This window comes from Pseudactinotalea sp. HY160, assembly GCF_009372055.1.
Taxonomy (GTDB): Bacteria; Actinomycetota; Actinomycetes; order Actinomycetales; family Beutenbergiaceae; genus HY158.
This window is the reverse complement of record NZ_WHMT01000005.1, coordinates 101,418-127,821: the sequence shown is the minus strand read 5'-3', so window position 1 is coordinate 127,821 and position 26,404 is coordinate 101,418. Positions and strand designations below refer to the sequence as shown.

Below are 26,404 nucleotides of genomic sequence, written 5' to 3'. Positions count from 1 at the left end.
GTCAGAATCCGAGCCGTCGCAGCTGCTTGGGATCCTTCTGCCAGTCCTTGGCCACCTTGACGTGCAGGTCGAGGTAGACCGGCACGCCGAGCAGCCGTTGGATCCCCTGCCGCGCCTGGGTGCCGACCTGACGCAGCCGGGACCCGCGCGTGCCGATGATGATCGCCTTCTGGGAGGGGCGCTCGACGTAGAGGTTGACGCGCACGTCCGTGAGGTGGTCCCGCCGGTCCGGGCGCTCGACGATCTCCTCGACCAGCACGGCGAGGGAGTGCGGAAGCTCGTCCCGCACGCCCTCGAGCGCCGCCTCGCGCACGAGCTCGGCGATCGTCACCTCGGGATCCTCGTCCGAGAGTTCCCCGTCCGGGTAGAGCACGGGCCCGGTGGGCAGGTAGCGCACGAGGATCTCCGCGAGCAGGTCGACCTGGGTCCCGCGGGTCGCCGAGACCGGCACGATCTCCGCCCAGTCCCCGAGGTCGCCGATCTGCGTGAGGTGATGGACCACCCGTTCCGGGCCGACGGCGTCGATCTTCGTGGCGATCGCCACGACCGGGGTGCGACGGGAGGCCAACTGCCCGGCGATGAACCGGTCTCCGGGCCCGATCGGCTGATCGGCCGGCAGGCAGAAGCCGATGACGTCGACCTCGGAGAGGGTGTCGGCCACGAGATCGTTCAGGCGCTCGCCCAGCAGGGTGCGCGGCCGGTGGAGACCCGGGGTGTCGACGAGCACGAGCTGGCCGTCGGGGCGGTTGACGATACCCCGGAGCGCGCGCCGGGTGGTCTGCGGCCGGGTCGAGGTGATCGCCACCTTCTCACCGACGAGCGCGTTCGTCAGCGTGGACTTGCCTGCGTTGGGGCGTCCGACGAGGCAGGCGAAGCCGCTGCGGAATGTCGCGTCACGGGCCATGCGGGGTCTCCTCGGGGTGAGTGGTCGGCTCCGCAGGCGAGTTCTCCTGCGCGCGGGTGACGAGAATCGTGGAGACGCGCCGGCGCCTGCCCGAGGCCTCGACCACCTCGAACCGGAGCCCGTGGTCGAGGGCGACGGAGCCGAGGATCGGCACGCGGCCGAGCGCCTTGGTCAGCAGTCCACCCGTGGAATCGACCTCCGGATCGTCGATCTCGAGGTCGAAGAGCTCACCGAGCTCGTCGAGCGGGAGCCGCGCGGGCACCCGGTAGCCGTCGCCGTCGGGCTCGACCTGCGGCTCGCTCTGGTCGTGCTCGTCGGTCAGGTCGCCCACGAGTTCCTCGAGCACGTCCTCGATCGTCACGAGCCCGGCGACCCCGCCGTACTCGTCGAACGCGATGGCGATGTGGACGCCGGAGGCGCGCATCTGGGCGAGCATGTCGTCGACCACCTTGGTCTCCGGCACGAACACGGCCTCCCGCATGACCCGCTCGATGCGATGCTCGGAGCGTTCCGGCGCGCTCGTGAGCTTGCGCAGCAGATCCTTGAGGTAGAGCACCCCGCGCAGATCGTCGAGGCTCTCGCCCGCGACGGGGATCCGCGAGAACCCGGAGCGCGTGAACAGGCTGAGCGCCTTGGTCAGGGTGACATCCGGCCGGACCGTGACCATGTCGGTGCGCGGGACCATGACCTCGCGCACCATCGTGCGCGAGAGCTCGAACACGGACTGGAGCATCTCGCGCTCGTCGTCCTCGATGTGCGCGCTCTCGGCCACCCGGTCGACCATGTCCTGCAGCTCGCCCTCGGTCTCCCAGGTGGGGCCGCTCGCCCGGCTGGGACCCACCCGGGCCACGAACGGGGCCATGATCCGGTGGGCGCCGTGCATGAACGGACCGACGAGGGCGAGCACGGCGACGGGCCGGCGGCGGCCGAGCGTGCGCGGGCTGATCCCCACCACGACGATGTTGAGGAGCGCGACCGTCGCGACCGCGCACAGGAGCGCGACCCACCACCGCTCGAAGACGACCGCGTAGACGAGGGTGACGCAGACCGCGCCCGTCATCTCGGTGACGAGGCGCAGGTAGGCCGTCGCGCGCACCGGGCCGGTCGAGTCGGCCGCGATCGCGGCGATCGCGCGCAGCGCACCGGCGCGGCGGCGGCCCTCGATCGCGGCCTCGTGGGCGGCGGCGCGGGTGATCGACCGGCCGGCCTCCTCCCCCGCGGAGAGGATCGCGCCGGCCGCGATCGCCACGACCGCCACCGCGACGAGCAGCGGGATCGGCGCGGCCATCGCCTCGGTCACGCCCTCGTTCATGCTCCGGCCAGGAAGGTCAACAGCAGTTGCCGCTGCAGGTCGAACATCTCCTTCTCCTCCGCGGCCTCGGCGTGGTCGTAGCCGAGCAGGTGCAGGATGCCGTGCGTGGTGAGCAGGAGCATCTCCTCCACCGCCGAGTGCCCGGCCTCACGGGCCTGGGCGGCCGCGACCTCGGGGCAGAGCACGACGGCGCCGAGCATCCCCTCGTCGGACGGCTCCGCCTCGGTGCCGGGGCGCAGTTCGTCGATCGGGAAGGACATGACGTCGGTCGGGCCGGGCTCGTCGAGCCACTGCTCGTGCAGTTCGGTCATGACGTCGGTCGTGACGAACCGGATCTCCAGCTCGGCCTGCGGGTGCACGAACATCGCATCGAGCACGTGCCGGGCGAGGGCCACGAACTCGACCTCGTCGACGGGAGTGTCCGATTCGTTCATGATGTCGACGCTCATGCCGGTCCTTCCTGGTCGGCGCGGCCCGCCGAACGTCCCGAGTATCCCGAGTGTCCCGAATCGCCGGAGTCGACCGAGCTGCCCGGCGCGCGGCGCGGATGACCCCGCCGGACCGGGCGCCGATCCTCCGGGCCATCGCTGCGTTCGTCGTAGCCGGTGTAGGCGTCGATGATGTCACCCACGAGCCGATGCCGCACGACGTCGGCGCTCGTGAGCCGGCAGAAGGCGATGTCGTCGATCCCGGCGAGGATCTCCTGCACGACCCGAAGGCCGGAGTGTGTTCCCACCGGCAGGTCGACCTGGGTCACGTCACCGGTGACCACGATCCGAGAGCCGAAGCCGAGGCGGGTGAGGAACATCTTCATCTGCTCGGGTGAGGTGTTCTGCGCCTCGTCGAGGATGATGAAGGCGTCGTTCAGGGTGCGGCCGCGCATGTACGCCAGCGGTGCCACCTCGATCGTGCCCGCGGCCATGAGCCGCGGGATCGACTCGGGGTCGACCATGTCGTGCAGGGCGTCGTAGAGGGGCCGCAGGTACGGGTCGATCTTGTCGTTGAGGGAGCCGGGAAGGAACCCGAGCCGCTCCCCCGCCTCGACCGCGGGGCGGGTGAGCACGATCCGGTTCACCTCCTTGGACTGGAGCGCCTTGACCGCCTTCGCCATCGCCAGGTAGGTCTTGCCGGTGCCCGCGGGGCCGATCCCGAACACGACGGTGTTGCGGTCGATGGCCTCGACATAGTCCTTCTGCCCGACCGTCTTGGGGCGGATCGTGCGCCCACGGCCCGAGAGGATGTTCATCGTGAGCACCTCGGCCGGCTTGTCGGACGTGGCCGTGAGGATCCCGATCGCGCGTTCGACGGCGTCGGCCGAGAGCGGCTGGTCCGCCGCCGCGATCTGACTCAGCTCATCGAACAGCCGGTGCGCGAGGTCGACCTGGCCGGCCGGTCCGGTGAGCGTGACGACGTTGCCGCGCACGTGCACGTCGAGGCCCCGGAACCCGGACTCGACGGCGCGGATCACCTCGTCGCGTCGACCGAGCAGGGCGACCATGGGAACCGAGTCGGGGATGACGACCTGGTGGGTCGCCTCGTCGGGGGACGACGGTTCTGGTGGGGAGTGCGTGGACGCGGACATGATCGGGAGGGAACCCTGAGCCTTTCTGCTGTGGCGACCGGTAGTGGCGGGGCAAGGCTGAGCCTAGTGGCTGGGCGGCTACCAGCGCCCGAGCCGCGCGTTCAGGACCGTGAGAGCGGCCGGGCCGGCCGTCGAGGTGCGCAGCACATGGGGCCCGAGGAGGGTCGCCGTGCCGCCCGCGCCGGACCAGCGGGCCAGTTCCGCCTCGCTCAGTCCGCCCTCCGGGCCCACGACCACGACAACGGGCCGGTCCGCGGGCCCCGCGTCGCCCCCGTCCCCGAGAGCCGTCGCCGTCAGGGGGGCCTCGGCGCTCTCGTGGAAAACGAGGATCCGGGCCCCGGCGGCGATCGCGGGTCCGAGTGGCCCGCCGGCCCCGAGGATCCCGGGGCCCGCCGCGAAGCCGAGCATCCGCGGGAAGCGGGCGCGCCGGGACTGCTTGGCGGCGGCGACCAGGATCGACTCCCAGCGATGGACGCCCTTGGCCACCTTCGGGCCGTCCCAGCGGGCGACGGAGCGCTCGGCCTGCCACGCCACGACGGCGTCGACCCCGAGTTCGGTCGCGGCCTCGATGGCCGCCTCGTCGCGGCCGCCCTTGCCGAGGGCCTGCACGAGGATGAGCTCGGGGGACGGCGCCGGCTCGAGCACGCGGTCCTCGACGCCCAGCGTGAGCGACGGCGGGTTCGCGCCTACGGCGGTGGCGCGGCCGCGCAGACGGGTGCCGGCGCCGTCCACGATCTCGATCGCCTCCCCCACGCGGATCCGCCGCACGGCGACCGCGTGGCGCGCCTCGGGCCCGGTGAGTTCGAACGTGTCGCCCACCCGGGCGGCCGCCGGCAGGTCGGCGGCGAAGAACACGGGATCGGTCATCGGCTCGCGAAGGTGTCCTTGAGTCGCTGGAACACGGAGTTCTTCGTGGCCGCCACGCGGGCCTCGGGGCGCTCCTCGCCGCGGAGCACGGCGAGTTGACGCAGCAGCTCCTCCTCCTCCTCGGAGAGCCTGGTGGGCACCTCCACCTCGAGGTGGACGTTGAGGTCGCCGCGGCCCGTGCGGTTGAGGTGGCCCACCCCGAGACCCTTGAGGGTGAGCACCTGGCCGGGTTGGCTGCCGGGCGCGATGTCGACGTCGTGGATACCGTCGAGGGTCTCGAGGGTGACGACCGTGCCCAGGGCCGCGGCGGTCACGGGCAGCTCGACCGTGCAGTGCAGGTCGTCGCCGCGGCGGGTGAACGTCTCGTGGCGCTGCTCGCGCACCTCGACGTACAGGTCGCCGGCGGGTCCCCCGCCCGGGCCCACCTCTGCCTTCCCGGTGAGCTTGATCCGGGTGCCGGTGTCGACGCCGGCCGGGATGTTGACCGAGATGGTCCGACGCGCCCGGACCCGGCCCTCGCCGGAGCATTCGGCGCACGGCTCGGAGATGATCGTGCCGAAGCCGCCGCAGTCGGAACACGGGGCGTTGGTCATGATGTTGCCGAAGAACGAGCGGGCCACGCGCTGCACGGAGCCGCGTCCGTGGCAGGTGGGGCAGGTGGTCGGGCTGGTGCCGGGGCGGGTGCACGTGCCGTGGCACGCCTCGCACATGACGGCCGTGTCGACCTCGAGCTCCTTCGTCACGCCGAACGTGGCGTCCGCGAGCGAGATCGAGACCCGCACGAGCGCGTCCTGGCCCCGCCGGGACCGGGAGACCGGCCCGCGTTGGGTCGCCCCGCCCGCGGCGGCGGCGAAGAAGTCGAACATGTCGGAGAACCCGAAGCCGGCACCGCTGCCGCCCTGGCTGCCGCCGACGTCGTACATCTGCCGCTTCTCCGGGTTGGAGAGCACCTCATGCGCCTCGGTGATCTGCTTGAACCGCTCCTCCGACTCCGGCCCGGCGATGTCCGGGTGGTGCTGGCGGGCCAGCTTCCGGTAGGCGCGCTTGATCTCCTCCGTGGTCGCTTCGCGGGAGACACCGAGGATCTCGTAATAGTCGCTCACTGGTTACTTTCTGGTGGTGGACGAGTTGAACTGGTCAGACCGCAGGTCAGGAGAGGGTCTTGGACAGGTATCTGGCCACCGCGTGCACGGCGGCCATCGTGGTCGGGTAGTCCATACGGGTCGGGCCGATCACGCCGAGCTGACCGAGCACGCCGGCGTCGGTGCTCGAGTACCGCCCCGCGACCACGGAGGTCTCGAGGAGGGCCTCGTCGTGGGTCTCCGAGCCGATGCGCACGGCGATCGAGGGCTCGGAGGCCATGTCCGACAGGAGCCGCAGCATGACGACCTGTTCCTCGAGTGCCTCGAGCACGGGCGAGATGGTGCGGGAGAAGTCGACGTTCGTGCGGGCCAGGTGGGCCGTGCCCGCCATGACGATGCGCTCCTCGATCTCGTCGGAGATCACCTCGAGCACCGCGGTGACGACGCCGGCGGCGGTCGGCTGGTCCTGCGCGGGGAAGGAGGCCGCGATCTGGTGCAGGGCGGTGGCGAGTTCGGGCATCCTGCGCCCGGCGCCGGCCGCGTTGATCCGCGCCCGCAGTTCGGCCAGGAGCTCCTCGGTGAGCGGCTCGTCCGCCTCGATCGTGCGTTGTTCGACCTGGCCGTTGTCGCTGATGATCACCATGAGGATGCGGGTGCTGCTCGCCGGGAGGAGCTCGACATGCCGCAGCGCCGAGCGCCGCAGCGACGGGTACCGCACGACCGCGACCTGCTGGGTGAGCTGCGCGAGCAGGCGGACGGTGCGCTCGAGGGCGTCGTCCAGGTCGACCGCTCCCTGCATGAGGGCACCGATGGCACGGCGCTCGGCGGCCGAGAGCGGCTTGATCTCGTCGAGCCGGTCGACGAAGAGGCGGTAGCCGGCGTCCGTGGGGATCCGGCCGGCGGAGGTGTGCGGCTGGGTGATGAGCCCGGCCTCCTCGAGCAGCGCCATGTCGTTGCGGATCGTCGCGGGTGACACGCCGAGGTTGTGCCGTTCGACGAGGCTGCGCGAGCCGACCGGTTCGCGGGTGTGCACGTAGTCCTGCACGATCGCGCGAAGCACGTCGATATGCCGTTCCCGAGTCATCGCGCGCCTCCGTTCCTCGTGCTCTGGCCGTTGCCGTGACCGCCGTTCGATCCCTGGGGTGGCACTCACGGTACCTGAGTGCCAATTCTACGCCGCGCAATCGCCGGGTCGCCATCGCGCCTCCCACACCGGCCGACCCGTTGTGCGTAACCTCACGCCGTGACCGATCGATACGGGCGGGATGTGCTCTCGCGTGATCCCCATCATTCCAAGCGACCGACGACGACCGATATTCCCGCCCGGACGGGGCTCGTGGTCGAGGACGTGACCTCCGGCTGGGTGGGCGCGGTAGTCCGGGTGGAGAAGTCCGGGGGTGCGCACGTGGTCGTCCTCGAGGACCGGCGGGGCGTGACCCGCACGTTCCCGCTCGGCGCGGGCTTCTGGGTGGAGGGCCGGCCCGTTCGGCTCGTGCCCCCGGTGCGTCCGGTCGCCCCCGCCGCCCCGGCCCGCACGGCGAGCGGCTCGGTGGCCGTGCGCGGCGCTCGTGCCCGGACCGCGCGAGCGTCCAGGATCTGGGTGGAGGGCCGCCACGACGCGGAGCTCATCGAGAAGGTCTGGGGCGAGGACCTCCGGATCGAGGGGGTCGTGGTCGAGATGCTCGACGGCGTCGATCACCTGGCCGCCGAACTCGCCGCGTTCTCCCCCGGCCCGCGGCGCCGGGTCGGGGTGCTCGTGGACCACCTCGTGCCGGGCAGCAAGGAGTCGCGGATCGCGGCCGAGGTATGCGCGCGCCATCCGGGCGTGCTCGTGCTCGGGCACCCGTATGTGGACGTGTGGCAGGCGGTGCGGCCGGAGCGGGTGGGCCTGGCCGCCTGGCCCGACATCCCGCGGGGCATCGACATCAAGGTGGGCTCGCTGCGGGCTCTCGGCTGGGAGGCGGCCAGCCAGGCGGACATCGCCCGCGGCTGGAAACGGATCCTCGGCCGGGTCCGGGACTTCCGGGACCTCGAGCCGAGCCTGCTCGGGCGGGTCGAGGAGCTCGTCGACTTCGTCACCGCGGTGCCCGAGTAGGCGGCCGAGCACCTGGGTCACCTCGACCCGACCGGACCGCGTTCGAAGGACCCGGCCCCGCGAAAGCAGCTCGACCCCGGCCGATGCCCGGCCGGGGTCGAGTGCTGCATGGGTGGCGGGCGGTCAGCCGTGGTTCGGGGCCACCGACTGCTGCGACGGGCCCGTGAGCCAGCGGTAGAAGACCGTGCCGGCCAGCAGCGACACCGGGCCGGCGACGAGCATGCCCACGCCGCACGCGAGCATTCCGATGAAGGTCACGACGTAGGCGAGCACGAGAATGAGGATGGTCTGGCCGACGTTCTTCGAGGCGAGGTCGACACTCGCCTTGATCGCCTCGATCGTGCCCATGCCGCGATCGATCACGAAGTAGAGGGCGAAGAAGGTGAAGAAGGCGGCGATGAGCGGGAGGATGAACGTGAAGGAGAGCACCCCGTTGACCACGCCGAGCAGCAGCGCGAGCAGGAGCACGTGCACCGGGTTCCGGAACACGAAGAAGTCCCCGAACGAGGCCCGGCCGGTGTCGACGATCCGCAGCGCGCCGTGGAGGAAGGCGGCGCCGGCGAGGACGGTGGCGACCACCAGGAGGAGGCTGAGCACGATGATCCCGCCGATGCCGACGGCGAAGAGACCGGTGAAGGCCCCACCGCTGCTGTCGACGCTCAGGCCGCTGCCCGCGCCGGCGAAGAGGGTCGTGACGGCGAGCATCCCGACCACGTAGACGATGATGATCCCGATCGCCCACACGAGGATCGCACCGACGAGAACGCCCCAGTTCTTGGTGAACAGGTTCCAGCCGCGACCGAACGCGTCGGTCGCCTGCGGCCCCGTGGCCTGCTGCCCCTGGTACTGCGGCGCGGCCGGGAATCCGCCCGCGGGGCCCTGCTGATACGGCTGACCCTGCTGATACGGCTGGCCCTGCGGCTGACCCTGCGGGGTGCCATACGGCTGGCCCTGCTGATAGGGCTGACCCTGCGGCTGGCCCTGCGGGGCGCCATACGGCTGGCCCTGCGGCTGCTGCCACTGGCCCTGCTGGCCCTGCTGATACGGCTGGCCCTGCTGATACGGCTGACCCGGCTGGCCCTGCTGGTACGGGTCCTGGGGTGACCCCGGGGGCGGCGGGAACTGGCTCATGACTCTCCTTGCTGGGGAACCGATCGTCGCTCCTGTGGGAGTACACGAATCGGATGACGGTTGCGAACGCTAGCGAGGAAGCCGCACTCGTTCAATGCACGACCGCCGCGATTCCCCCACGGATTCTCCCACTCCGATGGGTACCTCTGCCCTCACCGGCCCCTCATCGGCCACTCGCCGGCAATCACCGCCGGCGCTGCCGAACGCGGGATTCCGTGCAGGTGAACGCCGATTTACTCCGCACTGTGCCGCGTTCGGCGCCCCGGCGGCCGTCAGGCGACGAGGCGACCCACGACCGCGTCGGCGAGCAGGCGTCCACGCCGGGTGAGACGTGCCACACCGCCGGCCGCGGCCGCACCGTCGATGAGGCCCTGCTCGGCGAGGGCGGGCAGGCGGTCCTCGAGACCCGGTCCCACTCCCAGCCCCTCGACCAGCCGAATCCCGAGCAGGATCCGTTCGTCCTCCTGCTGGGTGGCGTCGAGGGTCTCCGACTCGGCGATCGGCAACCGCCCCTCCCGGATCCGCTGCGCGTAGGGGCGGGGATGCTTGACGTTCCAGAAGCGCGTGTCGCCGAGGTGGGAGTGCGCGCCCGGCCCGATCCCCCACCACTCCTCGTTACGCCAATACGCGAGGTTGTGCCGGCACCGGTGGTCGGCGGCGGTGTCGGCCGGCAGCCCGCCCGATCCACCCGATCCACCCGGGCGGGCCCAGTTGGAGATCTCGTACCAGCCGTAGCCCGCGGCGGCGAAGGCCTCGTCGGCGAGCTCGTACTTCGTGGCCTGGTCGTCCGGGTCGGGCATCGGGAGCTGTCCGCGTCGCACCTGGGCCGCCATCTTCGTGCCCGGCTCGATCGTGAGCGCGTAGGCCGAGATGTGGTCCGGCTCGAGCGCGATCGCGGCCTCGACGCTCGTGCGCCACTGCTCGACGCTCTCCCCCGGCGCGCCGTAGATGAGGTCGACGCTCACCGCGAGCCCGGCCGCACGCGCCCACTCGACCACGAGCGGCAGCCGCTCCGGATCGTGCGTGCGATCGAGCGTGGCGAGCACCGCGGGCACCGCGGACTGCATGCCGAAGGAGACCCGGGTGAACCCGGCGGCGGCCAGGTCCGCCAGCTCGGCCGGGCCGACCGAGTCCGGATTCGCCTCGGTAGTCACCTCGGCCCCGGGAGCGAGCCCCCAGGTCTCGTCGATGCCGGCCAGCAGCAGCCGCAGGTCGCCCACGGGGAGCAGCGTGGGCGTGCCACCCCCGAAGAAGACGGTCGTGACGCCGTCCACACGCCGCCCGCGCCGAACCAGTTCGGCCGCCGCCAGTCGCATCTCCCCGAGCGCGGTCTCGGCATACTCGTCGCGGGAGGCGCCGCCGCCGAGCTCGGTCGCGGTGTAGGTGTTGAAGTCGCAGTACCCGCAGCGCACCGCGCAGAACGGCACGTGCACGTAGACGCCGAACCGATCGGATCGCTCCGGGGCCGCCGTCATGACTTCTTCGAGTCCGATCCCGAGCCGTCGGAGGTGAGGGCGGCGATGAAGGCCTCCTGCGGCACCTCGACGGTCCCGATGTTCTTCATGCGCTTCTTCCCCTCCTTCTGCTTCTCGAGCAGCTTGCGCTTGCGGGAGATGTCGCCGCCGTAGCACTTGGCGAGCACGTCCTTGCGAATGGCGCGGATCGTCTCCCGGGCGATGATGCGCGAGCCGATCGCGGCCTGGATGGGCACCTCGAACTGCTGGCGCGGGATGAGCCCGCGCAGCTTCGTGGTCATGTCGACCCCATAGGCGTAGGCCTTGTCCTTGTGCACGATCGCGCTGAACGCGTCCACCTGCTCGCCCTGCAGGAGGATGTCCACCTTGACCAGGTCGGCCTCGGCGTGGCCGGACTCGGCGTAGTCGAGGGAGGCGTATCCGCGGGTGCGGGACTTGAGCTGGTCGAAGAAGTCGAAGATGATCTCGGCGAGCGGCAGGTGGTAGCGCAGTTCGACCCGGTCCGAGGAGAGGTAGTCCATCCCCTGCATGACCCCGCGGCGCCCCTGGCACAACTCCATGACCTGGCCCACGAAGTCGCTCGGGGTGAGGATCGTGGCCTTGACCATCGGCTCGGAGACCGAGGCGAGTTTCCCCGCCGGGAACTCGCTCGGGTTCGTGACCACGACCTCGGTGCCGTCCTCCATCGTCACGTCGTACACGACGTTCGGGGCGGTCGAGATGAGCTCGAGGTTGAATTCGCGCTCGAGCCGCTCCCGCACGATCTCGAGGTGGAGCAGACCGAGGAAGCCGCATCGGAACCCGAAGCCGAGGGCCACGGAGGTCTCCGGCTCGTAGGTGAGGGCGGCGTCGTTGAGGCGCAGCTTGTCGAGGGCGTCGCGCAGCACCGGGTAGTCGGAACCGTCGATCGGGTAGAGCCCGGAGAACACCATCGGCTGCGGGTCGCGGTAGCCGGCGAGCACGTCGGCGGCCGGCTTCGCGGCGTTCGTCACGGTGTCGCCGACGCGGGAGAGGCGCACGTCCTTCACGCCCGTGATGAGGTAGCCGACCTCGCCCACGCTCAGGCCCTTCGTGGGCCGCGGCTCCGGGGCGGAGACCCCGATCTCGAGCAGTTCGTGGTTGGTCTTCGTGCTCATCATCACGACCTTCTCCCGCGGGGAGAGCGTGCCGTCGATCACGCGGACATAGGTGACCACGCCCCGGTAGGAGTCGTACACGGAGTCGAAGATCATCGCGCGGGAGGGGGCGTCCGGATTCCCCTGCGGCGCCGGCACGTCCTCGACGATCCGGTCGAGGAGCTCCTCCACGCCCACCCCGGTCTTCCCGGAGACGAGCAGGCATTCCTCGGGCTCGACCCCGATGAGCCCGGCGAGCTCCTCGGCGTACTTCTCCGGCTGCGCGGCGGGCAGGTCGATCTTGTTGAGCACGGGGATGATCGTCAGGTCGTTCTCGAGCGCCATGTACAGGTTGGCGAGCGTCTGCGCCTCGATCCCCTGCGCGGCGTCGACGAGCAGCAGCGCCCCCTCGCACGCCGCGAGCGACCGGGACACCTCGTAGGAGAAGTCGACGTGGCCGGGGGTGTCGATCATGTTCAGGGCGTACGCACGCTCCGTGCCGTCGGCGTCCAGCCTCGCCCACGGCATGCGGACCGCCTGCGACTTGATCGTGATCCCGCGCTCGCGTTCGATGTCCATCCGGTCGAGGTACTGCGCGCGCATCTGCCGCTGGTCGACGACGCCGGTGAGCTGCAGCATCCGGTCGGCCAGCGTGGACTTGCCGTGGTCGATATGCGCGATGATGCAGAAGTTCCGCAGCTGCTCGGGCACGGTTGCTGCCGGAACGATCTGCTGGGCGGCATGGGCCGACGGGATGGGTGGCACGTATACCTCGGGGTTGTCGGGCAAAGGACGGCTGGCGCAAGGCTATCCCCCTGCGCCCCGGAGAGAGAATCGCCGCTCGCGGCGCGTATGGACGACGCAGCGCGGGTGAGGTGAATCACTCACGCCGCGCGGGGCGCACCCGCCCCGGCCGGTTCCCCCGGCACGCATAGCTGCTATGCTCGGCCGTTGGATCGAGCGCTTCTGTGCGCTCGGGACCGCTCGCTGACCTCGCCACGGGTTCCCCACCCCAGTCCCGGTCTGCGATACGCCCTCAATCATCTGAGCACCCGATCGCGTCAGCGAACGCATAAGAGAGTCAACACGTGGCAAACATCAAGTCCCAGATCAAGCGCAACCGCACCAACGAGAAGGCGCGCCTGCGCAACAAGGCCGTCAAGTCGGAGCTGAAGACGCACGTGCGCACTGTGCGCTCGGCGATCACCGCCGGCGACAAGGACGCGGCCGAGACCGCGCTCCAGGAGGCCGGGCGCAAGCTCGACAAGGCCGTAAGCAAGGGCGTCATCCACAAGAACCAGGCCGCCAACCGCAAGTCGGCGCTGGCCAAGAAGGTCGCCAAGCTCTGAGCCGACCGGCTGCGTGACGGCGACGAGCCGGTCCCGCGGCCACGAGGCGACACGGCGCCGCACTCCCGAGCAGTCGGGGGTACGGCGCCGTTCTCTGTTCCCAAGGGAGTAGTCCCGGTCCGGGTCGATCCGGCCACCCGGGAGGTGGTCCGGGGCACCCACATCAACCGGGCCCCACCCACATCACGCGGGCGAGCGGCCCTCCCCCGGGGACACGCGATCGCCCGGGGCCCGATGCGGGCCCCGGGCGATCGTCGTCCGGATGGGGAGGCCGGCCGCACTGGGCCGGCCCACCTGGTGGGCTACTCGGTGGTGACCACCCGGGTGCCGCCTGCGAACTTGTCGTGCCAGGCCTGGCGTCCGACGGTGTCGGCGTTGATCCCCACGGCGATCATGATGACGGCCACGAGCGAGGCGATCCCGCCGAGGGCGGATCCGACCACCGGGATGATGCCGGCGATCCCGGCCGCCATCCAGATGTTGCGCTTGACCGCCTCCGACATCGTCGGCTTCTCGCTCGTGGGCCCGTGCACCCGCAGCTTGGTGATCATCTTGCCCACGGTCTGGCCGCGGCTCGACTCCAGGAACGCGTAGTACCCGAGCATGATCACCGCACCGAGCACGGCCAGGATCGCGTTGGCGAGCAGGATCCGGCCGGCGACCGACTGGCCCGACAGGATCGCGTCGAACGTGTTCGGCACGAGCATCGCCATGATGATGGCGTAGAGGATCCCGTAGACGATGCCGAGCAGGATCCCGTCGACGAGCCGGGCGAGGAAGCGCGGCATCAGCTCACCGGGACGCCCGGGGCCCGTGGGCTGCGGCGGCGGGGGCGCCGCCTGCGGGAACTGCCCCGGCTGCTGGGCGTAACCCGGCTGCTGGTTGTAGGGCTGCTGCTGGGGCGGAACCTGCTGGCCGTACGCCTGCTGCGGAGGCGGTGGCGGCTGCTGCCCGTACCCAGGCTGCTGGGGTTGCTGGGGGTTCTCGGTCATCGTCGTCTCTTTCCTTCGCTGATTCTCATCCGGACTGTGTCCCGGCGGCCGCCGGCCGCAACAGGACATTCACGCGGTGCCCGATGCTACCAGCGACGTTATCGGGGCACCGAAAGTCTCCGCGTGTCAATCGAGAATTCTGCCGCGACGCTCCGAGAGGAGCAGGGCACAACCCGCCGAGAGGAGATAGGCGAACGCGAACACGATGAAGACGGTGGTCCAGGAGCCGCCGGCGTCCTGGATCCACACCACGGACAAGGGCGCGACGATCGAGGCGATCCGACCGAATCCTGCCGCCCAGCCGGTGCCGGTGCCGCGGATTCCCGTCGGGTACATCTCCGGGCCGACCGCATAGACCGCGCCCCAGGCGCCGAGGGCGAAGAACGACAGGAGACAGCCGCTCAGAACGATGAGGGTTTCCGTGCCCGGGGCCGCGTTGATCGCCGCCAGCGCGAACAGGAAGGCCGAGACCGCGGATCCGCCGAGGAACGTGACGAGCGTGGCGCGCCGCCCCCAGGCCTCGATGAGCCAGGCGGCCACGGCATATCCGGGCAGTTGTGCCGCCGTGATGATGAGCGTATAGCCGAACGACTGGGAAATGGAGATACCGCGGTCGATGAGCAGCGTCGGCAGCCAGATGAACGCACCGTAATAGGCGAAGTTCACGAGGAACCACACGCCCCACAGACCGATCGTGCGCCGGCGGTGCTCGGCGGAGAAGAGCAGCGCGAGCCGCTGACGGGCGGACACCGGCACGGCGGCCGCCGGCTCTACAGGCTCTGCGGGCACGGCGGGCACCGTGGTCGGCGCAGCGGTCGCGACGGGCACCGCTTCGGCAGAATCGCCCCGACCGGCCTCGCCCGAGCGGCGCAGCGGCGGGGACTGCTCGAACTGCCGCACGATCGCCTCGGCCTCGTCGACTCGCCCTCGGCTCTCGAGGAAGTGGACCGATTCGGGCAGGTTGCGTCGGACGTAGACGGCCCAGAGCGCGGGTACGGCGCCGATGGCCAGGCCCCACCGCCACCCGCTGTCGCCGGCCGCGACCACGAAGTAGCCGATGAGCGCGGCGGCGAGCCAGCCCACCGCCCAGAAGGCCTCGAGGATGACGACGAGGCGGCCCCGGATGCGCGGCGGCGCGAACTCCGAGACCAGGGTCGAGGCGACGGGGAGTTCGGCACCGAGTCCGAGGCCCACGACGAATCGGAAGATGAGGAGCAGCGCGAGGGAGCCGACGAGCGCGGAGGCGCCGGTCGCGATGCCGTAGATGAGCAGCGTGAGCGCGAAGACGTTCCGCCGGCCGATCCGATCGGCGAAGAGGCCGCCGAGACTCGCACCGAGCGCCATCCCGACGAAGCCGATGGATCCGAGCCAGGAGACCTGCTCGGTCGTCAGTTGCCATTCGCTCTTGAGCGCGGCCATGACGAAGGAGATGAGCCCGACGTCCATGGCATCCATGGCCCAGCCGGCGCCGGAGCCCGTGAGCAGCCTGCGGTGAAGGCGCGTGAACGGGAGTCTGCCGAGTCGTTCGAGCCGGGTGGGAGTCTGCGTCGTCTCTGTGGTCACGGGCACACAGCCTCCTGGAGGAGTACGCGGCCGGTCAAGACCAGCCCATGTTCGTCCCATGGCTGCTGTGACGGGGCGCACAGGCGAGGCACGGGTCCCCCTGGCCGGGTGTGGCCGGCCGGTGGGGCCACCATCGCCACCATGGGACGGTGACGGGGCGCCGGTGGGCAGCCGATCGGCCACCATGGGCCGAGAGTCGGAACTGCGCCTATGATTGCCTCGAGTTCGAAACCGTCGGGGCCGAAGTCCTCGACCGGGGGAGGAACGTGGGGTCGCCCGCGCGAGCGATCGGGAAGGAGCCACATGGCCGCGATGAACCGCATGGCCGGTGATCAGGACGATCCTGTGGCCGCCGACACGGTTCGCGCGGGGTTTCTCGATTCCTATGATCTGCTCTATCGCAACCATTACGACGCGGCCGTGGCGCAGGCCCGCCGGGTCTGCGGTTCCGGCATCGATCCCGACGACGTGGCCCAGGACGCCTTCCTCCAGGTGTTCCGGGCCCTCAAACGCGGCGCCGGACCCACTCGGGAATTCCGCCCCTATCTGCTCGCGACCGTGCGCAATACCGCGGCCGATCTGCAGCGGAACATCCGCGAGACCCCGACCGCCGAGATCGAATCCGCCCAGCCCGCGACTCCTTCTCATCGCACCGACGAGGAGATCGAATTCGCCACCGTGGGCGCGGCCTTCCGCCAGCTCCCCGAGCGCTGGCAGGAGGTGCTGTGGCTGACCGAGGTCGAGGGCTACACGCCCCGGCTCCTGGCGAAACACTTCGCCCTGCGCCCCAACGCGGTCGCCGCCCTCTCCTCCCGGGCACGCGAGGGACTGCGGTCCGCCTGGCTCGGCGCGCACCTGAGCGGGCGCGAGCTGAGCGGCGACTGCGCCCGGTTAGCGCCGTACCTCGCGGACCATGAGCGCGGAACGCTCTCGGCCACGCGGGCCGCGCTGGTCGATGCCCACCTCGAGGACTGCGAGGACTGCCGCCGGGCCACCGGCAGGCTCGCGGCGCTCTCGCAGCGAATGCCCGCGCTCCTCCTGCCGGCCCTCCTGCTCGCCGCGAAGTCGTGGACCGTTCCGACCGTACTCGTGGCCGGGGGCACGGCGGGTGGCCTCACCGGGGCTCTCGCGGGGAGCCTCGGGCCGCTCGGCTGGGTCAAGGGCGCCCTCCGGGCCGCGCGAACGATGTCGACCGGGCAGGCCCTCGGGGCAGGTGGCGTGCTCGTGGTGACGACCGCCGTCGGGGCCGCGGCCTGGCAGGCCGCCACGCCCGACGATCCGGCGGCCTCCCCGCCCGCGGCCGTCTCCTCCGCCGACCCGCAGGCCCCGCCGGCACAGTCGGGAGCGACGGCCACGGACGCCGCCACACAGGAGACCACGGCGGCCGGCACGGCGCCGAACATGGGCGACGCCGAGGAACCGGATCAGGGCGAGGACCCCTCGTCCATCTCGGTGTCCGGACCCGCCGGCGGCACGAGCATTCCCGTCCTGCTCCCGCCCGCGACGCCCCCGCGGGTGATCACGCCCGGTCCCGGGCCCGGGGAGTCCGGTCCCGCGCCGTCCGCAGACTCCTCCCCGCCGCCCACGCCGGCACCCGAACCGGCGCCCGAGCCGGCGCCCGAGCCGGCACCCGAACCGACACCGACTGCGACACCCGACCCGGAGCCGACTCCGACACCCGACCCGGAGCCGACTCCGACACCCGACCCGGAGCCGACACCGACACCCGACCCCTCTCCCGATTCGACACCGGATCCGGAACCCACGCCGGATCCGACGCCGGACCCGGAACCCACGCCCGATCCGACACCGGACCCCGAGCCCACACCGGACCCCGAACCGACACCGGACCCCGAGCCCACACCGGACCCCGAGCCGACGCCGGATCCCGGGCTCCCCCCCGCCCCGGCGATCGACGACGTCGCGGCCGAGCAGTACGTCGTCCATCCGCTCGCGGGAACCGCCGAACCGGGCGGCCGGATCACGGTGACCGACACGGCGGGAGCGGTCGTGGGCAGCACGGTCGCCGCCGACGACGGAACGTGGAGCGTCGTCCCGTCGATCACGACCGCAGGTGAGCACACCTTCCGGGTGACCGCCGCCCGCGACGGCGCCGTCTCGGAGCCCGCGACGATCGGACCGGTCGACTATCTCGCGCCGACGGCGGAGGATGTCGAGTTCCTGCCCGGGGTCCTGCCATGGCTCGTCGGCGTGCGCATCGACCTGCCCGCGGGGATCGACCGCCCCGAGCAGCTCGTGTTCACGCCGGTCGACGGCTCCGCCCCGTCCACCCTGACCGACGTGCTCGGCGACGTCTGGAACGTCTACGTGGGCGTGCTCCCGCCCGGGGACTACACCGTGGACCTGACGTACACGGCCGGGGAACTCCGGGGGATCCCGACCCGGATCGAGCTCACCTCCCCCTAGGTGCACCTAGGTGTGCGATACATCACACCGGCGTCGCGTCACGATCGCCCCCGTGCCGGGTCTTTCCTCATGACACCGCCACCCCGGCGGCGTCGTCCCCCGCACGCTCGGCAATTGGACGCCCCATGTTGCTCGCTCCACTTCACGTTCTCCCCCGGCCCGCCCGCGAGGCGCACCCGAAGGTCCGCTCCTTCGTCGTCTCCTCTGCATGGTCGGCGACCGGTTCGACCCTCCTGCAGGGGCTGCTCGCCCGGGGCGGGCCCGCCTACGGCGTCGACCTGACCTCCCTGCGCACCCCCGGCCGGGTCGGCGATCAGGCCCGGCGGTCCTTCATCGACTTCCTCGACCGGATGTCGGTGGCCGCGGTGCTGCCGAGCACGCCGCAGGATCACGAGACGCTCGCGGAGCTCGCCCGCACCGAGCATCCCGAGCGATTCATCACGGCCTCCCCCGACACACTCGCCCGCATGCGCGACCGGTCCCTGCTCGCCGAGGCCTTCGCCCATGCCGGCCAGGCGGCCCCCGACGGCAGCCATCCCGATGTGGCCCCCTACCTCGCCGTGACCTACCGGCCCACGGCACACGCGGGCGCGACCCACGTGTGGCTCTACCGTTGGGCCGACGGCGGCCATGAGCTCATCGTCGACGCCGACCTGCGCGACGAGCTGCGCGCCCCCCTCGTCGACCTCGTGGCCGCGCTCGGGGTCACGGGCGTCGCCACGTTCGGGCTGACGCTCACGGACGACGCGACCGCCCTCGTGCTGTCGGCCCACCCGGGCTTCACCCAGATGAGCGCGCACTGCGCGGAGGTCTCGGAGTACCTCGTGAGCAGGTTCACCGAGCTCTGATCCACTCCAACCCGCTCTAGCCCCGGCGGCCCCGGGCCGCGGCGATGTCGAGCACGGCCCGCTCGACGGCGTAGCCGCGATCCCTCGATTCGCCCTTGACGGCGGCGTCGGCGTCGGCGACGGCCGTGATCGCCCGGGCGAGACCCTCCGGGGTCCAGCCGTTGAGATCCCGGCGCGCCCGGTCGACCTGCCACGGCGCGAGCTTGAGGTCGCCGGCGGTGAGGCCGCGGGACCGCATCGCGCTCACCCCGGCGAGCGTGCGCAGCTTCATTCCGAGCACGGCCACGAGCGGCACCGGATCCATGCCGGTCGCCAGCGCGTGCCGCACGAGGGTGACGGCGGCCGCGCCGTCGCCGCCGATGGCCGAGTCGGCGACGCGGAAGCCGGTGGCCTCGACCCTGCCGCCGTAGTAGCGCAACACGACGTCGGCGGTGATGCGACCGGTCACGTCGTCGCAGAGCTGCCGGCACGCCGCCGCCAGTTCGCGCAGGTCGGAGCCCGTCGCCTCGACCAGCGCCCGCACGGCGTCCTTGGCGATCGCGCGCCGCTCGGAGGCGAAATACTGCGACACGAAGGCGGCCTTGTCGGCGTCCTTCTTGAGGGGGTCGCACGCCACGACGGGGAATCCGGCCTTGGCGATCCGGTCGAGCAGCTTCTTGCCGCGCGTGCCGCGCTCGTGGCGGAGCACGATCGAGACGTCCTCGAGCGCGGCCCCGAGGCCGTCGACGTAGGCGAGCAGGTCGGTGATGAACGCGTCGGTGGCCGCGTCGACTCCCCCGACCACGATATGGCGGCGCTCGTCGAACAGCGAGGGGCTGAGCCAGGTGTCGAGCATGCGCGGTTCGTAGGCGCCGGCCTCGACCCGGACGACCTCCACTCCCGGATCCAGCTCCGTGGCCAGGCGCGTGAGGTGTTCGGTCACGCGGTCGACGAAGTAGCCCTCGCCGCCCTTGACCAGCACGATCGGGGCGAGCGGGATCGAGTCGAGATCCTGAGGTGAGAGCGCGGCGGACCGGGCACGGGGTGGCATGCCTCTAGCCTGCCACGCGCAGCCGACGGTGGGCCCACGCGCCGGCCGCGGCGACGATCAGTGCGAGGCCCACGGCGCCCGCGGGGCCGCCGGGCCAGGGCAGGAGCGCGCCCGGGAGCGAGGCGAAGGCGGTGGCGATCGCGGCGACCCAGCCCGCACACCACGTGGCCGCCAGGCACGCGAGCGCGCCGAATGCCGGCCAGAGGCCGCCGCCGAGCGTCGCGGCCAGTCCGAGCAGGGTGGCGGGCGGCATGGCGACGGCGGCGAGCAGGTTCGCAGGCACCGCGTAGGTGGGCAGGGTCGGGGACAGGAGCACGAGGATCGGCGCGCACCAGCACTGAGCGGCGATCGGCAGGGCCACGAGCCGCGCCACCCCGGTGGGCACGAACCGGGCCAGCCGCGCGGCGAGCGGTTCGGTCCACACCACGAGGCCCGCGGTGGCGCTGACCGACAGCGCGAAGCCGACCGAGGTCGCCTGCCATGGATCGGCCGCCAGCAGGACGATGACGGCGCCGGCCAGGGCGGGCAGGGCGAGCCGGGGCCGGCGCAGCCCGAGCGCCGCAAGCATGACCACCCCCATGCCCGCGGACCGCACGACGGATGCGGTGGGCAGCACGAGCACGACCATGCCCGCGAGCACGACCAGCCCGCAGCCGGCCCGCACGGGCACCGGGGCGCGGGCGAGCACGAGGAGGACGAGGCCGACCACCACGGCCACGTGCCCGCCGGAGACGGCAGTCAGGTGGGTGAGGCTCGTGGTGCGCATCGCCTCCGCGAGCCGGTCGGGCAGGGCCCGGTCGTCGCCGATCGCCACGCCGGGAACGAGCCCGCGCGCGAAGGGCGGCAGGTCGGCCACCTGCCTGCGCAGACCCTCCCGGAGGCGGTCGACGCGGGCATCCAGGGCCGTCATCGGGGCGACCACCTCGGGCGGGCCGGTCCCGCGCAGAAGGAGGTCGCGCCCGTCCGGTGAGTCGAGCCGCGCCGGGATCGCGATGCGCTGCCCGGGGCGCACGCCGGCCACGTCGCCGAGGAGGAGGCCGGGCACGTTCCCCGACCAGCGCGCACGCGGGCCGGCGAGGTCCACCTCGCGCACCTCGACCGAGACGCCGTAGCTGCCGGGCCTGCTCCGCAGCTCCCGCGGCTCCGCCGCGATCCGGGCGTGTACGGTGCCCGAGACCCCCGCGAGCGGGGCCACGGCCCGCTCGCGGGCGATGACGGCGGCGCTGACGACCGCACCGCCGACGCTCGCGATCACGCAGGCGAGCAGCACGGTCATCCGGCTCCAGCCCACCCAGGCGGGCCGGTGCCGGGCCCGGGGCGGGCGCGGCCGGGCCACGAGCCACACCGCGGCGGCGGCCCCGGCGACTGCGACCGCGAGGCCGCCGGCGGGCCCCGTCTCGGTCGCGAGGGCGCAGGCGAGCCAGAGCGCGAGCGCGGCGGGCACGAGCCGCAGGTCGACCGGGGTCAGCGCGACGGACATGGCCCGTCGCCCCCGCGCCGGAGTGGCCGCGTCACACCCGCACCCTCCCCTCGAGCTCGGCGAGGGTCGCCGGACCGATCCCGGGCACGGCCAGGAGGTCCGAGACGTCGCCGAACGGGCCGTGCGCCTCGCGCCACTCGAGAATCTTCGCGGCCGTGACCGGCCCGATCCCCGGCAGCGTCTCGAGCTGCGTGGCATCCGCGGTGTTGAGGTCGACGGGGCCCGCGGGCGCCGCTCCCCCGCTTCCACCCTCGCCCCCGAGGGCCGCCGGCGGCGCCCCCTCCTCCCGCGTGGGCACGTAGATCTGCTCGCCGTCGCGCGCGGGGGCAGCGAGGTTGACGGCGTCCAGTGCCGCTTCGGGCATGCTCCCGCCCGCGGCGGTCAGCGCATCGGCGATCCGTGCCCCGGCCGGCAGCGTGACGAGCCCCGGCTCGAGCACCGCTCCGGCGACGTGGACGATGAGCTCGCCCGCCTCGCCTGTGTCGCCCGGTCTCTGGTCGGGCGGCCCACCGGCTCCCTGGTCGGGCGGCCCGCCGGCTCCGGGCTCGTGCGTGTTCGCGGACCCGCCGGTCCGGTCCGCGGGATCCGGCCCCGCCGCGTCGTCGACCCCGGCCGCCGCCGGGAGGGGCGGACGCTGGATCTGCCCCGGCGGGGGCCGCAGCAGGAGCCAGCCGGTGACCGCGAGCCCGACGGCCAGCAGCACGACCCCGGCCTTGATGGCGATGCCCGGCCGGGTCGCCCACCAGAGGCGGGACCTGGCGCGCGCGGGGCGAGCTGCGTCGTCCGCAGGCTCGAATGGATCCATGCGCGCCACGCTAGGCGCCGCGGCGGCCCGGCACCCGGGCCGGGTCGCGGGCTGTGGACGACGGTCCATCACGGGCCGCGCTGTGGATCCTCCTCGCGGCGGGCGGCGCGGCTCAGGCGGCGCGGCGCAGGAGCACGAGCACCTCGCTGTGGGCCGTGTGCGGGAACATCTCGAAGAGTCGGGCCCGCACGGGGCGCAGCTGCGGCATGCGGGCCAGGTCGCGGGCGAGGCTGGCCGGATTGCAGGAGGAGTAGAGCACGGCGCCGGTGCTCGAGGCGTCGAGCCAGGAGGCCAGGGCGGTGCCGATGCCGCGCCGGGGCGGGTTGACGATGACCAGGTCGGGCCCGGCCGGCTGCTCGATGGCCCAGCTCGTGGCGTCGGCGACCTCGAAGCGGGCCCGCAGGCCGGCGGACCGTGCGGTGAGGCGGGCGGAGTCGACGGCCTCGCGGCTCGTCTCGACCCCGACCACCGCCCGGGACGGGTCGGCCCGGGCGACATGCAGCCCGAACGGCCCGACCCCGCAGTACAGGTCCCAGACGCTGTGGGCCGCGCCGGCCCAGTCCGCGCCCTGGCGGTAGAGCTCGGCCGCGACGGCGGGGTTGGTCTGCAGGAAGCTGCGCGGGCGCACGTGGAACGTGAGCCCGCCGAGGTCGACGGGCAGGGTGGCGGCCTCGGTCAGGACGATCTCCCGCTCCCCCTCGAGGGTGGCCGCGTGGGCGGGATGGAGGTTGGCGGAGACGACCTCCAGGCCGGGGATGCGCTCGAGCAGGGCGGGCAGGTGCTCGCGGATCCGGGGCAGCGCGGCCTCGGAGCGGAGCACGAACCGGAGCATGAGGCGCCCCGTCGAGTCCTCGTCGCGGCCGAGCGTGAGGAGCACGTGCTTGAGCTCGCCGCGGCGCCGGTCCACCCGATAGGGCGGGAGGGCGGCCCGGGTGATGAACCAGGCGACGTGCTCGAGGGCGGCCGTGAGCTCGGGCGGATAGAGCGGGCAGTCGCGCAGATCGGCCGGCGCCGTGCCGGGCGCCCCCGGCAGCCCGAGCACCGGGCGTTCGGAGGTGCCGGTCACGACCATCTTCGCCTTGGTGCGAAAGCCCCCGGCGGCCGAGCGGACCGGCGCCGACCACTCGATCCCGGGATCGGGGAGCAGGCCGCGCAGCCGCCGCATCGCCCGGGAGCCCTGCTCGTCCGGGCCGAGCGGCAGCAGCGTGCACGAGCGGCACTCGTCGCGCCGGAAGTGCGCGCACTCGAGCGCGAGCGGGCCGTCGTAGGGCTCGCCCGGGATCACGGGAACGGTCGGCATGCGCGCCGGCGACCCGTCGGTCGCCGCCTCACCCACTCGCCTACTCGACTATTCGCCCGGCACGATGTTGACGAGCTTGGGCGCGCGCACGATGACCTTTCGGATACCGCGCCCGTCGAGCACCCGGGCGACCGCCGCCGAGGCCCGCGCGGCCGCCTCGAGCTCGTCGGCCGAGATGTCCGGGGAGACCTCGAGCCGGTCGCGCACCTTGCCGGCGACCTGGACGACGCACGTGACCGTCTCGTCCACGAGCTTCGCCTCGTCCGCCGTGGGGAAGGGCTCGTAGGTGAGCGTCTCGGCGTGGCCGAGTCGGCTCCACAGCTCCTCGGCGATGTGCGGGGCCACCGGGGCGGTCATGACGAGCAGCGCCTCGACCGCCGCGCGGGGCACCCGGTCCAGGCCGGTGAGGTGGTTGTTGAGCACGATGAGGCGGGCGATGGCCGTGTTCGGGCGCATCGCCTCGTACTCGACCCGGACATCGGCGATGGTGCGGGCGAGCACCCGGGCGGTGCCGTCGTCCATCGGCTCATCGGCCACGGTGACCTCACCGCTCTCCTCCGAGACGACGTTGCGCCACAGCCGCTGCAGGAAGCGGTGCGCGCCGACGACGGCGCGGGTCTCCCACGGCCGCGACAGGTCGAGCGGGCCCATGCTCATCTCGTACACCCGGAAGGTGTCGGCGCCGTACTCGGCGTACATCTGGTCCGGGGTGACCATGTTCTTGAGGGACTTGCCCATCTTCCCGTACTCGCGGGTCACCGGCGCGCCGTCGTGGGTGTAGGTCGGGTTCCCGTCGTCGCCGGGATGCTCGACGACCTCCTCCGCGGGCACGTACGCACCGCGGGCGTCGGTGAAGGCGTAGGCCTGGATGTAGCCCTGGTTGAAGAGCTTGTGGAACGGCTCGACCGAGGAGACGTGGCCGAGGTCGTAGAGCACCTTGTGCCAGAACCGCGCGTACAGCAGGTGGAGCACGGCGTGTTCGACGCCGCCGACGTACAGGTCCGCCCCGCCGGTGCTCGAGGTGCCGTCCGGCAGGGTGCGCGGTCCCATCCAGTACTGCTCGAGGCCCGGGTCGACGGCGAACGACTCGTTGTCCGGGTCGAGGTATCGCAGCTCGTACCAGCACGAACCCGCCCAGTTGGGCATCGTGTTCGTGTCGCGCCGGTAGGTCTTCGGGCCCTCCCCCAGGTCGAGTTCGACCTCGACCCAGTCGCCGGCCCGGCCGAGCGGTGCCTCCGGTTCGGAGGTGATGTCGTCGTCGTCGTAGGACTTCGGGCTGAAGTCGGGCATCTCGGGCAGCGTGACCGGGAGCAGCTCCTCCGGCAGCGGCACGACCCGCCCGTCGGAGTCGTAGACGACGGGGAACGGCTCGCCCCAGTAGCGCTGCCGGGAGAAGAGCCAGTCGCGCAGGCGATAGGTGACCGTGCCCTCCCCCAGGTCGTGCTGGTCGAGCCAGTCGATGATCGCGGTCTTGGCGGAGGCGACGTCGAGGCCGTCGAGCGACAGGTCGGCGTTCGCGGAGTTGATCGTGGGGCCCTCGCCGGTGTAGGCGCCACCGGTGAAGCCCTCCGGGGGTTGCACGGTGCGCACGATCGGCAGGTCGAACGCCGTGGCGAACTCCCAGTCGCGCTCGTCCTGGGCCGGCACGGCCATGATGGCTCCCGTGCCGTAGCCCATGAGCACGTAGTCGGCGATGAACACGGGCAGGGGCGTGCCGTTCACGGGGTTCGTGGCGAAGACGCCGCTGAACACCCCGGTCTTGTCGCGCTCGGCGTTCGTTCGCTCCGCCTCCGTCCGGGCGGCGGCCTGGGCCCGATAGGCGGCCACCGCGGCCGCCGGGGTGGCCTCGCCGCCCGTCCAGGAGTCCTTCGTGCCCTCGGGCCATGCCGCGGGCACGAGCGCGTCGAGGGCGGGGTGCTCGGGCGCGAGCACCATGAACGTCGCGCCGAAGAGCGTGTCGGGGCGGGTGGTGAAGACGTCGACCGCCTGGGTTCCCTCGTCGAGGGTGAAGGTGACGGTCGCACCGGCGGACCGGCCCACCCAGTTGCGCTGCATCGCCTTGACCTTCTCGGGCCAGTCGAGGCGGTCGAGGTCGGCCACGAGCCGGTCGCCGTAGGCGGTGATGCGCATCATCCACTGGCGCAGGTTGCGCTTGAACACCGGGAAGTTGCCGCGCTCGGAGCGCCCGTCGGCGGTCACCTCCTCGTTCGCGAGCACCGTGCCCAGTCCCGGGCACCAGTTCACGGGCACGTCGGCCACGTACGCGAGGCGGTAGTGGCCCAGCGCCTCCTCCCGCTCGGCCGGGGTCAGGTCGCCCCAGGAGCGCGCCGCGAACGGCTCGGGCAGCGTGACGACGCCCGCGGCGAACCGGTCGATCAGGGTGCCGATCGGGCGGGCGGCCCCGGCGCTGCCGTCCGGGGCGACGGCGTCCGGGTCGAACCACGAGTCGAAGATCTGCAGGAAGATCCACTGGGTCCAGCGCACGTAGTCGTCGTCGGTCGTGGCGAAGGAGCGGCGGTCGTCGTGCGCCAGCCCGAGCCGGCGCAGCTGCTCCCGCATGACCGCGATGTTCTCCTCGGTGGTCGTGCGGGGGTGCTGACCGGTCTGGATCGCGTACTGCTCGGCCGGCAGGCCGAACGCGTCGTAGGCGAGCGCGTGCAGCACGTTGACGCCGGTCATGCGCTTATAGCGGCCCACGACGTCCGTGGCGATGTACCCGAGCGGGTGTCCCACGTGCAGCCCCTTGCCCGAGGGGTAGGGGAACATGTCGAGCAGGTAGAACTTCTCGGGCAGGTCGCCGGCGCCGCCCACGTCCGGGTTCGCCGTGTGGAACGTGCCGTCCCGCTCCCACCGCCGCTGCCACGCTCGCTCGATCTCACCCGCCAGCTCGGCGGTGTAGCGGAAGGGGGGCACCTCGGGGGTGGTCGTGGTCATCGCTCTTTCCTCGGTCTACTGGGGCCACTGGGCCGATGGACACGTGGGCTCTCATGACGACGACCCCTCACCCAGACGTGAGAGGTCGTCCGCGCTGACGCGGCGTCGTTCCG

General features: G+C 72.3%; 21 protein-coding genes. 4 read left to right on the top strand and 17 right to left on the bottom strand.

Annotated features, from left to right (window positions below; translation table 11 throughout):
• Position 1: 1 nt before the first annotated feature.
• The 7 genes from era to hrcA form a co-directional block, all read right to left on the bottom strand.
• Entirely contained in the window at positions 2 to 904 is a 903-nt protein-coding gene (era, locus tag GCG21_RS07040) for a GTPase Era (protein ID WP_152818584.1), read from the bottom strand.
• Entirely contained in the window at positions 894 to 2,216 is a 1,323-nt protein-coding gene (locus tag GCG21_RS07035; RefSeq protein WP_227993458.1) for a hemolysin family protein, read from the bottom strand. The genes era and GCG21_RS07035 overlap by 11 nt, the downstream gene beginning before the upstream one ends.
• On the bottom strand, positions 2,213 to 2,665 hold the full coding sequence (gene ybeY, locus GCG21_RS07030; RefSeq protein ID WP_152818583.1) for an rRNA maturation RNase YbeY: 453 nt from the start codon (positions 2,663 to 2,665) through the stop codon (positions 2,213 to 2,215). The genes GCG21_RS07035 and ybeY overlap by 4 nt, the downstream gene beginning before the upstream one ends.
• Complete coding sequence (locus tag GCG21_RS07025) at positions 2,662 to 3,798, bottom strand: PhoH family protein (RefSeq protein ID WP_152818582.1); 1,137 nt, start codon at positions 3,796 to 3,798, stop codon at positions 2,662 to 2,664. Before GCG21_RS07025 ends, ybeY begins: the two co-directional genes overlap by 4 nt.
• Positions 3,799 to 3,876: 78 nt before the next feature.
• Positions 3,877 to 4,665: a 16S rRNA (uracil(1498)-N(3))-methyltransferase gene (locus GCG21_RS07020; RefSeq protein WP_152818581.1), complete on the bottom strand. Its 789-nt coding sequence runs from the start codon at positions 4,663 to 4,665 to the stop codon at positions 3,877 to 3,879.
• The gene (dnaJ, locus tag GCG21_RS07015; protein WP_370517366.1) at positions 4,662 to 5,768 is read right to left on the bottom strand and encodes a molecular chaperone DnaJ; all 1,107 of its coding nucleotides are present in this window, start codon (positions 5,766 to 5,768) and stop codon (positions 4,662 to 4,664) included. The genes GCG21_RS07020 and dnaJ overlap by 4 nt, the downstream gene beginning before the upstream one ends.
• 46 nt (positions 5,769 to 5,814) lie before the next feature.
• Positions 5,815 to 6,831 (bottom strand): heat-inducible transcriptional repressor HrcA, encoded by a 1,017-nt coding sequence (hrcA, locus tag GCG21_RS07010; protein ID WP_152818580.1) that lies wholly within the window; start codon positions 6,829 to 6,831, stop codon positions 5,815 to 5,817.
• A gap of 159 nt (positions 6,832 to 6,990) precedes the next feature.
• On the opposite strand from hrcA, the gene GCG21_RS07005 reads away from it, so the two are divergent.
• Positions 6,991 to 7,842 (top strand): DUF3097 domain-containing protein, encoded by an 852-nt coding sequence (locus GCG21_RS07005; RefSeq protein ID WP_370517365.1) that lies wholly within the window; start codon positions 6,991 to 6,993, stop codon positions 7,840 to 7,842.
• A 123-nt stretch (positions 7,843 to 7,965) separates the two neighbouring features.
• Here the strand turns inward: GCG21_RS07005 and GCG21_RS07000 are convergent, their stop codons facing one another.
• The 3 genes from GCG21_RS07000 to lepA form a co-directional block, all read right to left on the bottom strand.
• The gene (locus GCG21_RS07000) at positions 7,966 to 8,973 is read right to left on the bottom strand and encodes a hypothetical protein (protein ID WP_152818579.1); all 1,008 of its coding nucleotides are present in this window, start codon (positions 8,971 to 8,973) and stop codon (positions 7,966 to 7,968) included.
• Positions 8,974 to 9,245: 272 nt separating this feature from the next.
• A complete protein-coding gene (gene hemW / locus GCG21_RS06995) occupies positions 9,246 to 10,448 on the bottom strand; it encodes a radical SAM family heme chaperone HemW (protein WP_152818578.1) in 1,203 nt (400 codons plus the stop codon).
• Positions 10,445 to 12,328, bottom strand: coding sequence for a translation elongation factor 4 (gene lepA, locus GCG21_RS06990; protein ID WP_370517364.1), 1,884 nt, complete (start codon positions 12,326 to 12,328; stop codon positions 10,445 to 10,447). Before lepA ends, hemW begins: the two co-directional genes overlap by 4 nt.
• Before the next feature lie 323 nt (positions 12,329 to 12,651).
• Here lepA and rpsT point away from each other — a divergent pair, with 323 nt between their 5' ends.
• Positions 12,652 to 12,912 (top strand): 30S ribosomal protein S20, encoded by a 261-nt coding sequence (gene rpsT, locus GCG21_RS06985; protein WP_153878088.1) that lies wholly within the window; start codon positions 12,652 to 12,654, stop codon positions 12,910 to 12,912.
• 302 nt (positions 12,913 to 13,214) lie between these two features.
• Here the strand turns inward: rpsT and GCG21_RS06980 are convergent, their stop codons facing one another.
• Positions 13,215 to 13,904, bottom strand: coding sequence for an RDD family protein (locus GCG21_RS06980; protein WP_194164980.1), 690 nt, complete (start codon positions 13,902 to 13,904; stop codon positions 13,215 to 13,217).
• A 126-nt stretch (positions 13,905 to 14,030) separates the two neighbouring features.
• Complete coding sequence (locus GCG21_RS06975) at positions 14,031 to 15,527, bottom strand: MFS transporter (protein WP_152818574.1); 1,497 nt, start codon at positions 15,525 to 15,527, stop codon at positions 14,031 to 14,033.
• A 243-nt stretch (positions 15,528 to 15,770) separates the two neighbouring features.
• Here GCG21_RS06975 and GCG21_RS06970 point away from each other — a divergent pair, with 243 nt between their 5' ends.
• Both GCG21_RS06970 and GCG21_RS06965 read left to right on the top strand, forming a co-directional pair.
• Positions 15,771 to 17,894, top strand: a complete 2,124-nt coding sequence (locus tag GCG21_RS06970; protein ID WP_194164979.1) for a sigma-70 family RNA polymerase sigma factor — start codon at positions 15,771 to 15,773, stop codon at positions 17,892 to 17,894.
• Between the two features lie 125 nt (positions 17,895 to 18,019).
• Positions 18,020 to 18,742 (top strand): hypothetical protein, encoded by a 723-nt coding sequence (locus GCG21_RS06965; RefSeq protein WP_152818570.1) that lies wholly within the window; start codon positions 18,020 to 18,022, stop codon positions 18,740 to 18,742.
• Positions 18,743 to 18,758: 16 nt separating this feature from the next.
• Here GCG21_RS06965 and holA read toward each other — a convergent pair whose 3' ends face one another.
• The 5 genes from holA to leuS all read right to left on the bottom strand — a co-directional run bounded on the left by holA (position 18,759) and on the right by leuS (position 26,291).
• Entirely contained in the window at positions 18,759 to 19,772 is a 1,014-nt protein-coding gene (holA, locus tag GCG21_RS06960) for a DNA polymerase III subunit delta (protein ID WP_152818568.1), read from the bottom strand.
• 4 nt (positions 19,773 to 19,776) lie between these two features.
• Entirely contained in the window at positions 19,777 to 21,252 is a 1,476-nt protein-coding gene (locus GCG21_RS06955; protein WP_152818566.1) for a ComEC/Rec2 family competence protein, read from the bottom strand.
• Positions 21,253 to 21,283: 31 nt separating this feature from the next.
• Positions 21,284 to 22,057, bottom strand: a complete 774-nt coding sequence (locus GCG21_RS06950) for a ComEA family DNA-binding protein (protein ID WP_194164978.1) — start codon at positions 22,055 to 22,057, stop codon at positions 21,284 to 21,286.
• 112 nt (positions 22,058 to 22,169) lie between these two features.
• On the bottom strand, positions 22,170 to 23,393 hold the full coding sequence (locus tag GCG21_RS06945; protein WP_370517363.1) for a methyltransferase domain-containing protein: 1,224 nt from the start codon (positions 23,391 to 23,393) through the stop codon (positions 22,170 to 22,172).
• A 12-nt stretch (positions 23,394 to 23,405) separates the two neighbouring features.
• Positions 23,406 to 26,291: a leucine--tRNA ligase gene (gene leuS, locus GCG21_RS06940; protein ID WP_152818562.1), complete on the bottom strand. Its 2,886-nt coding sequence runs from the start codon at positions 26,289 to 26,291 to the stop codon at positions 23,406 to 23,408.
• Positions 26,292 to 26,404: the final 113 nt, after the last annotated feature.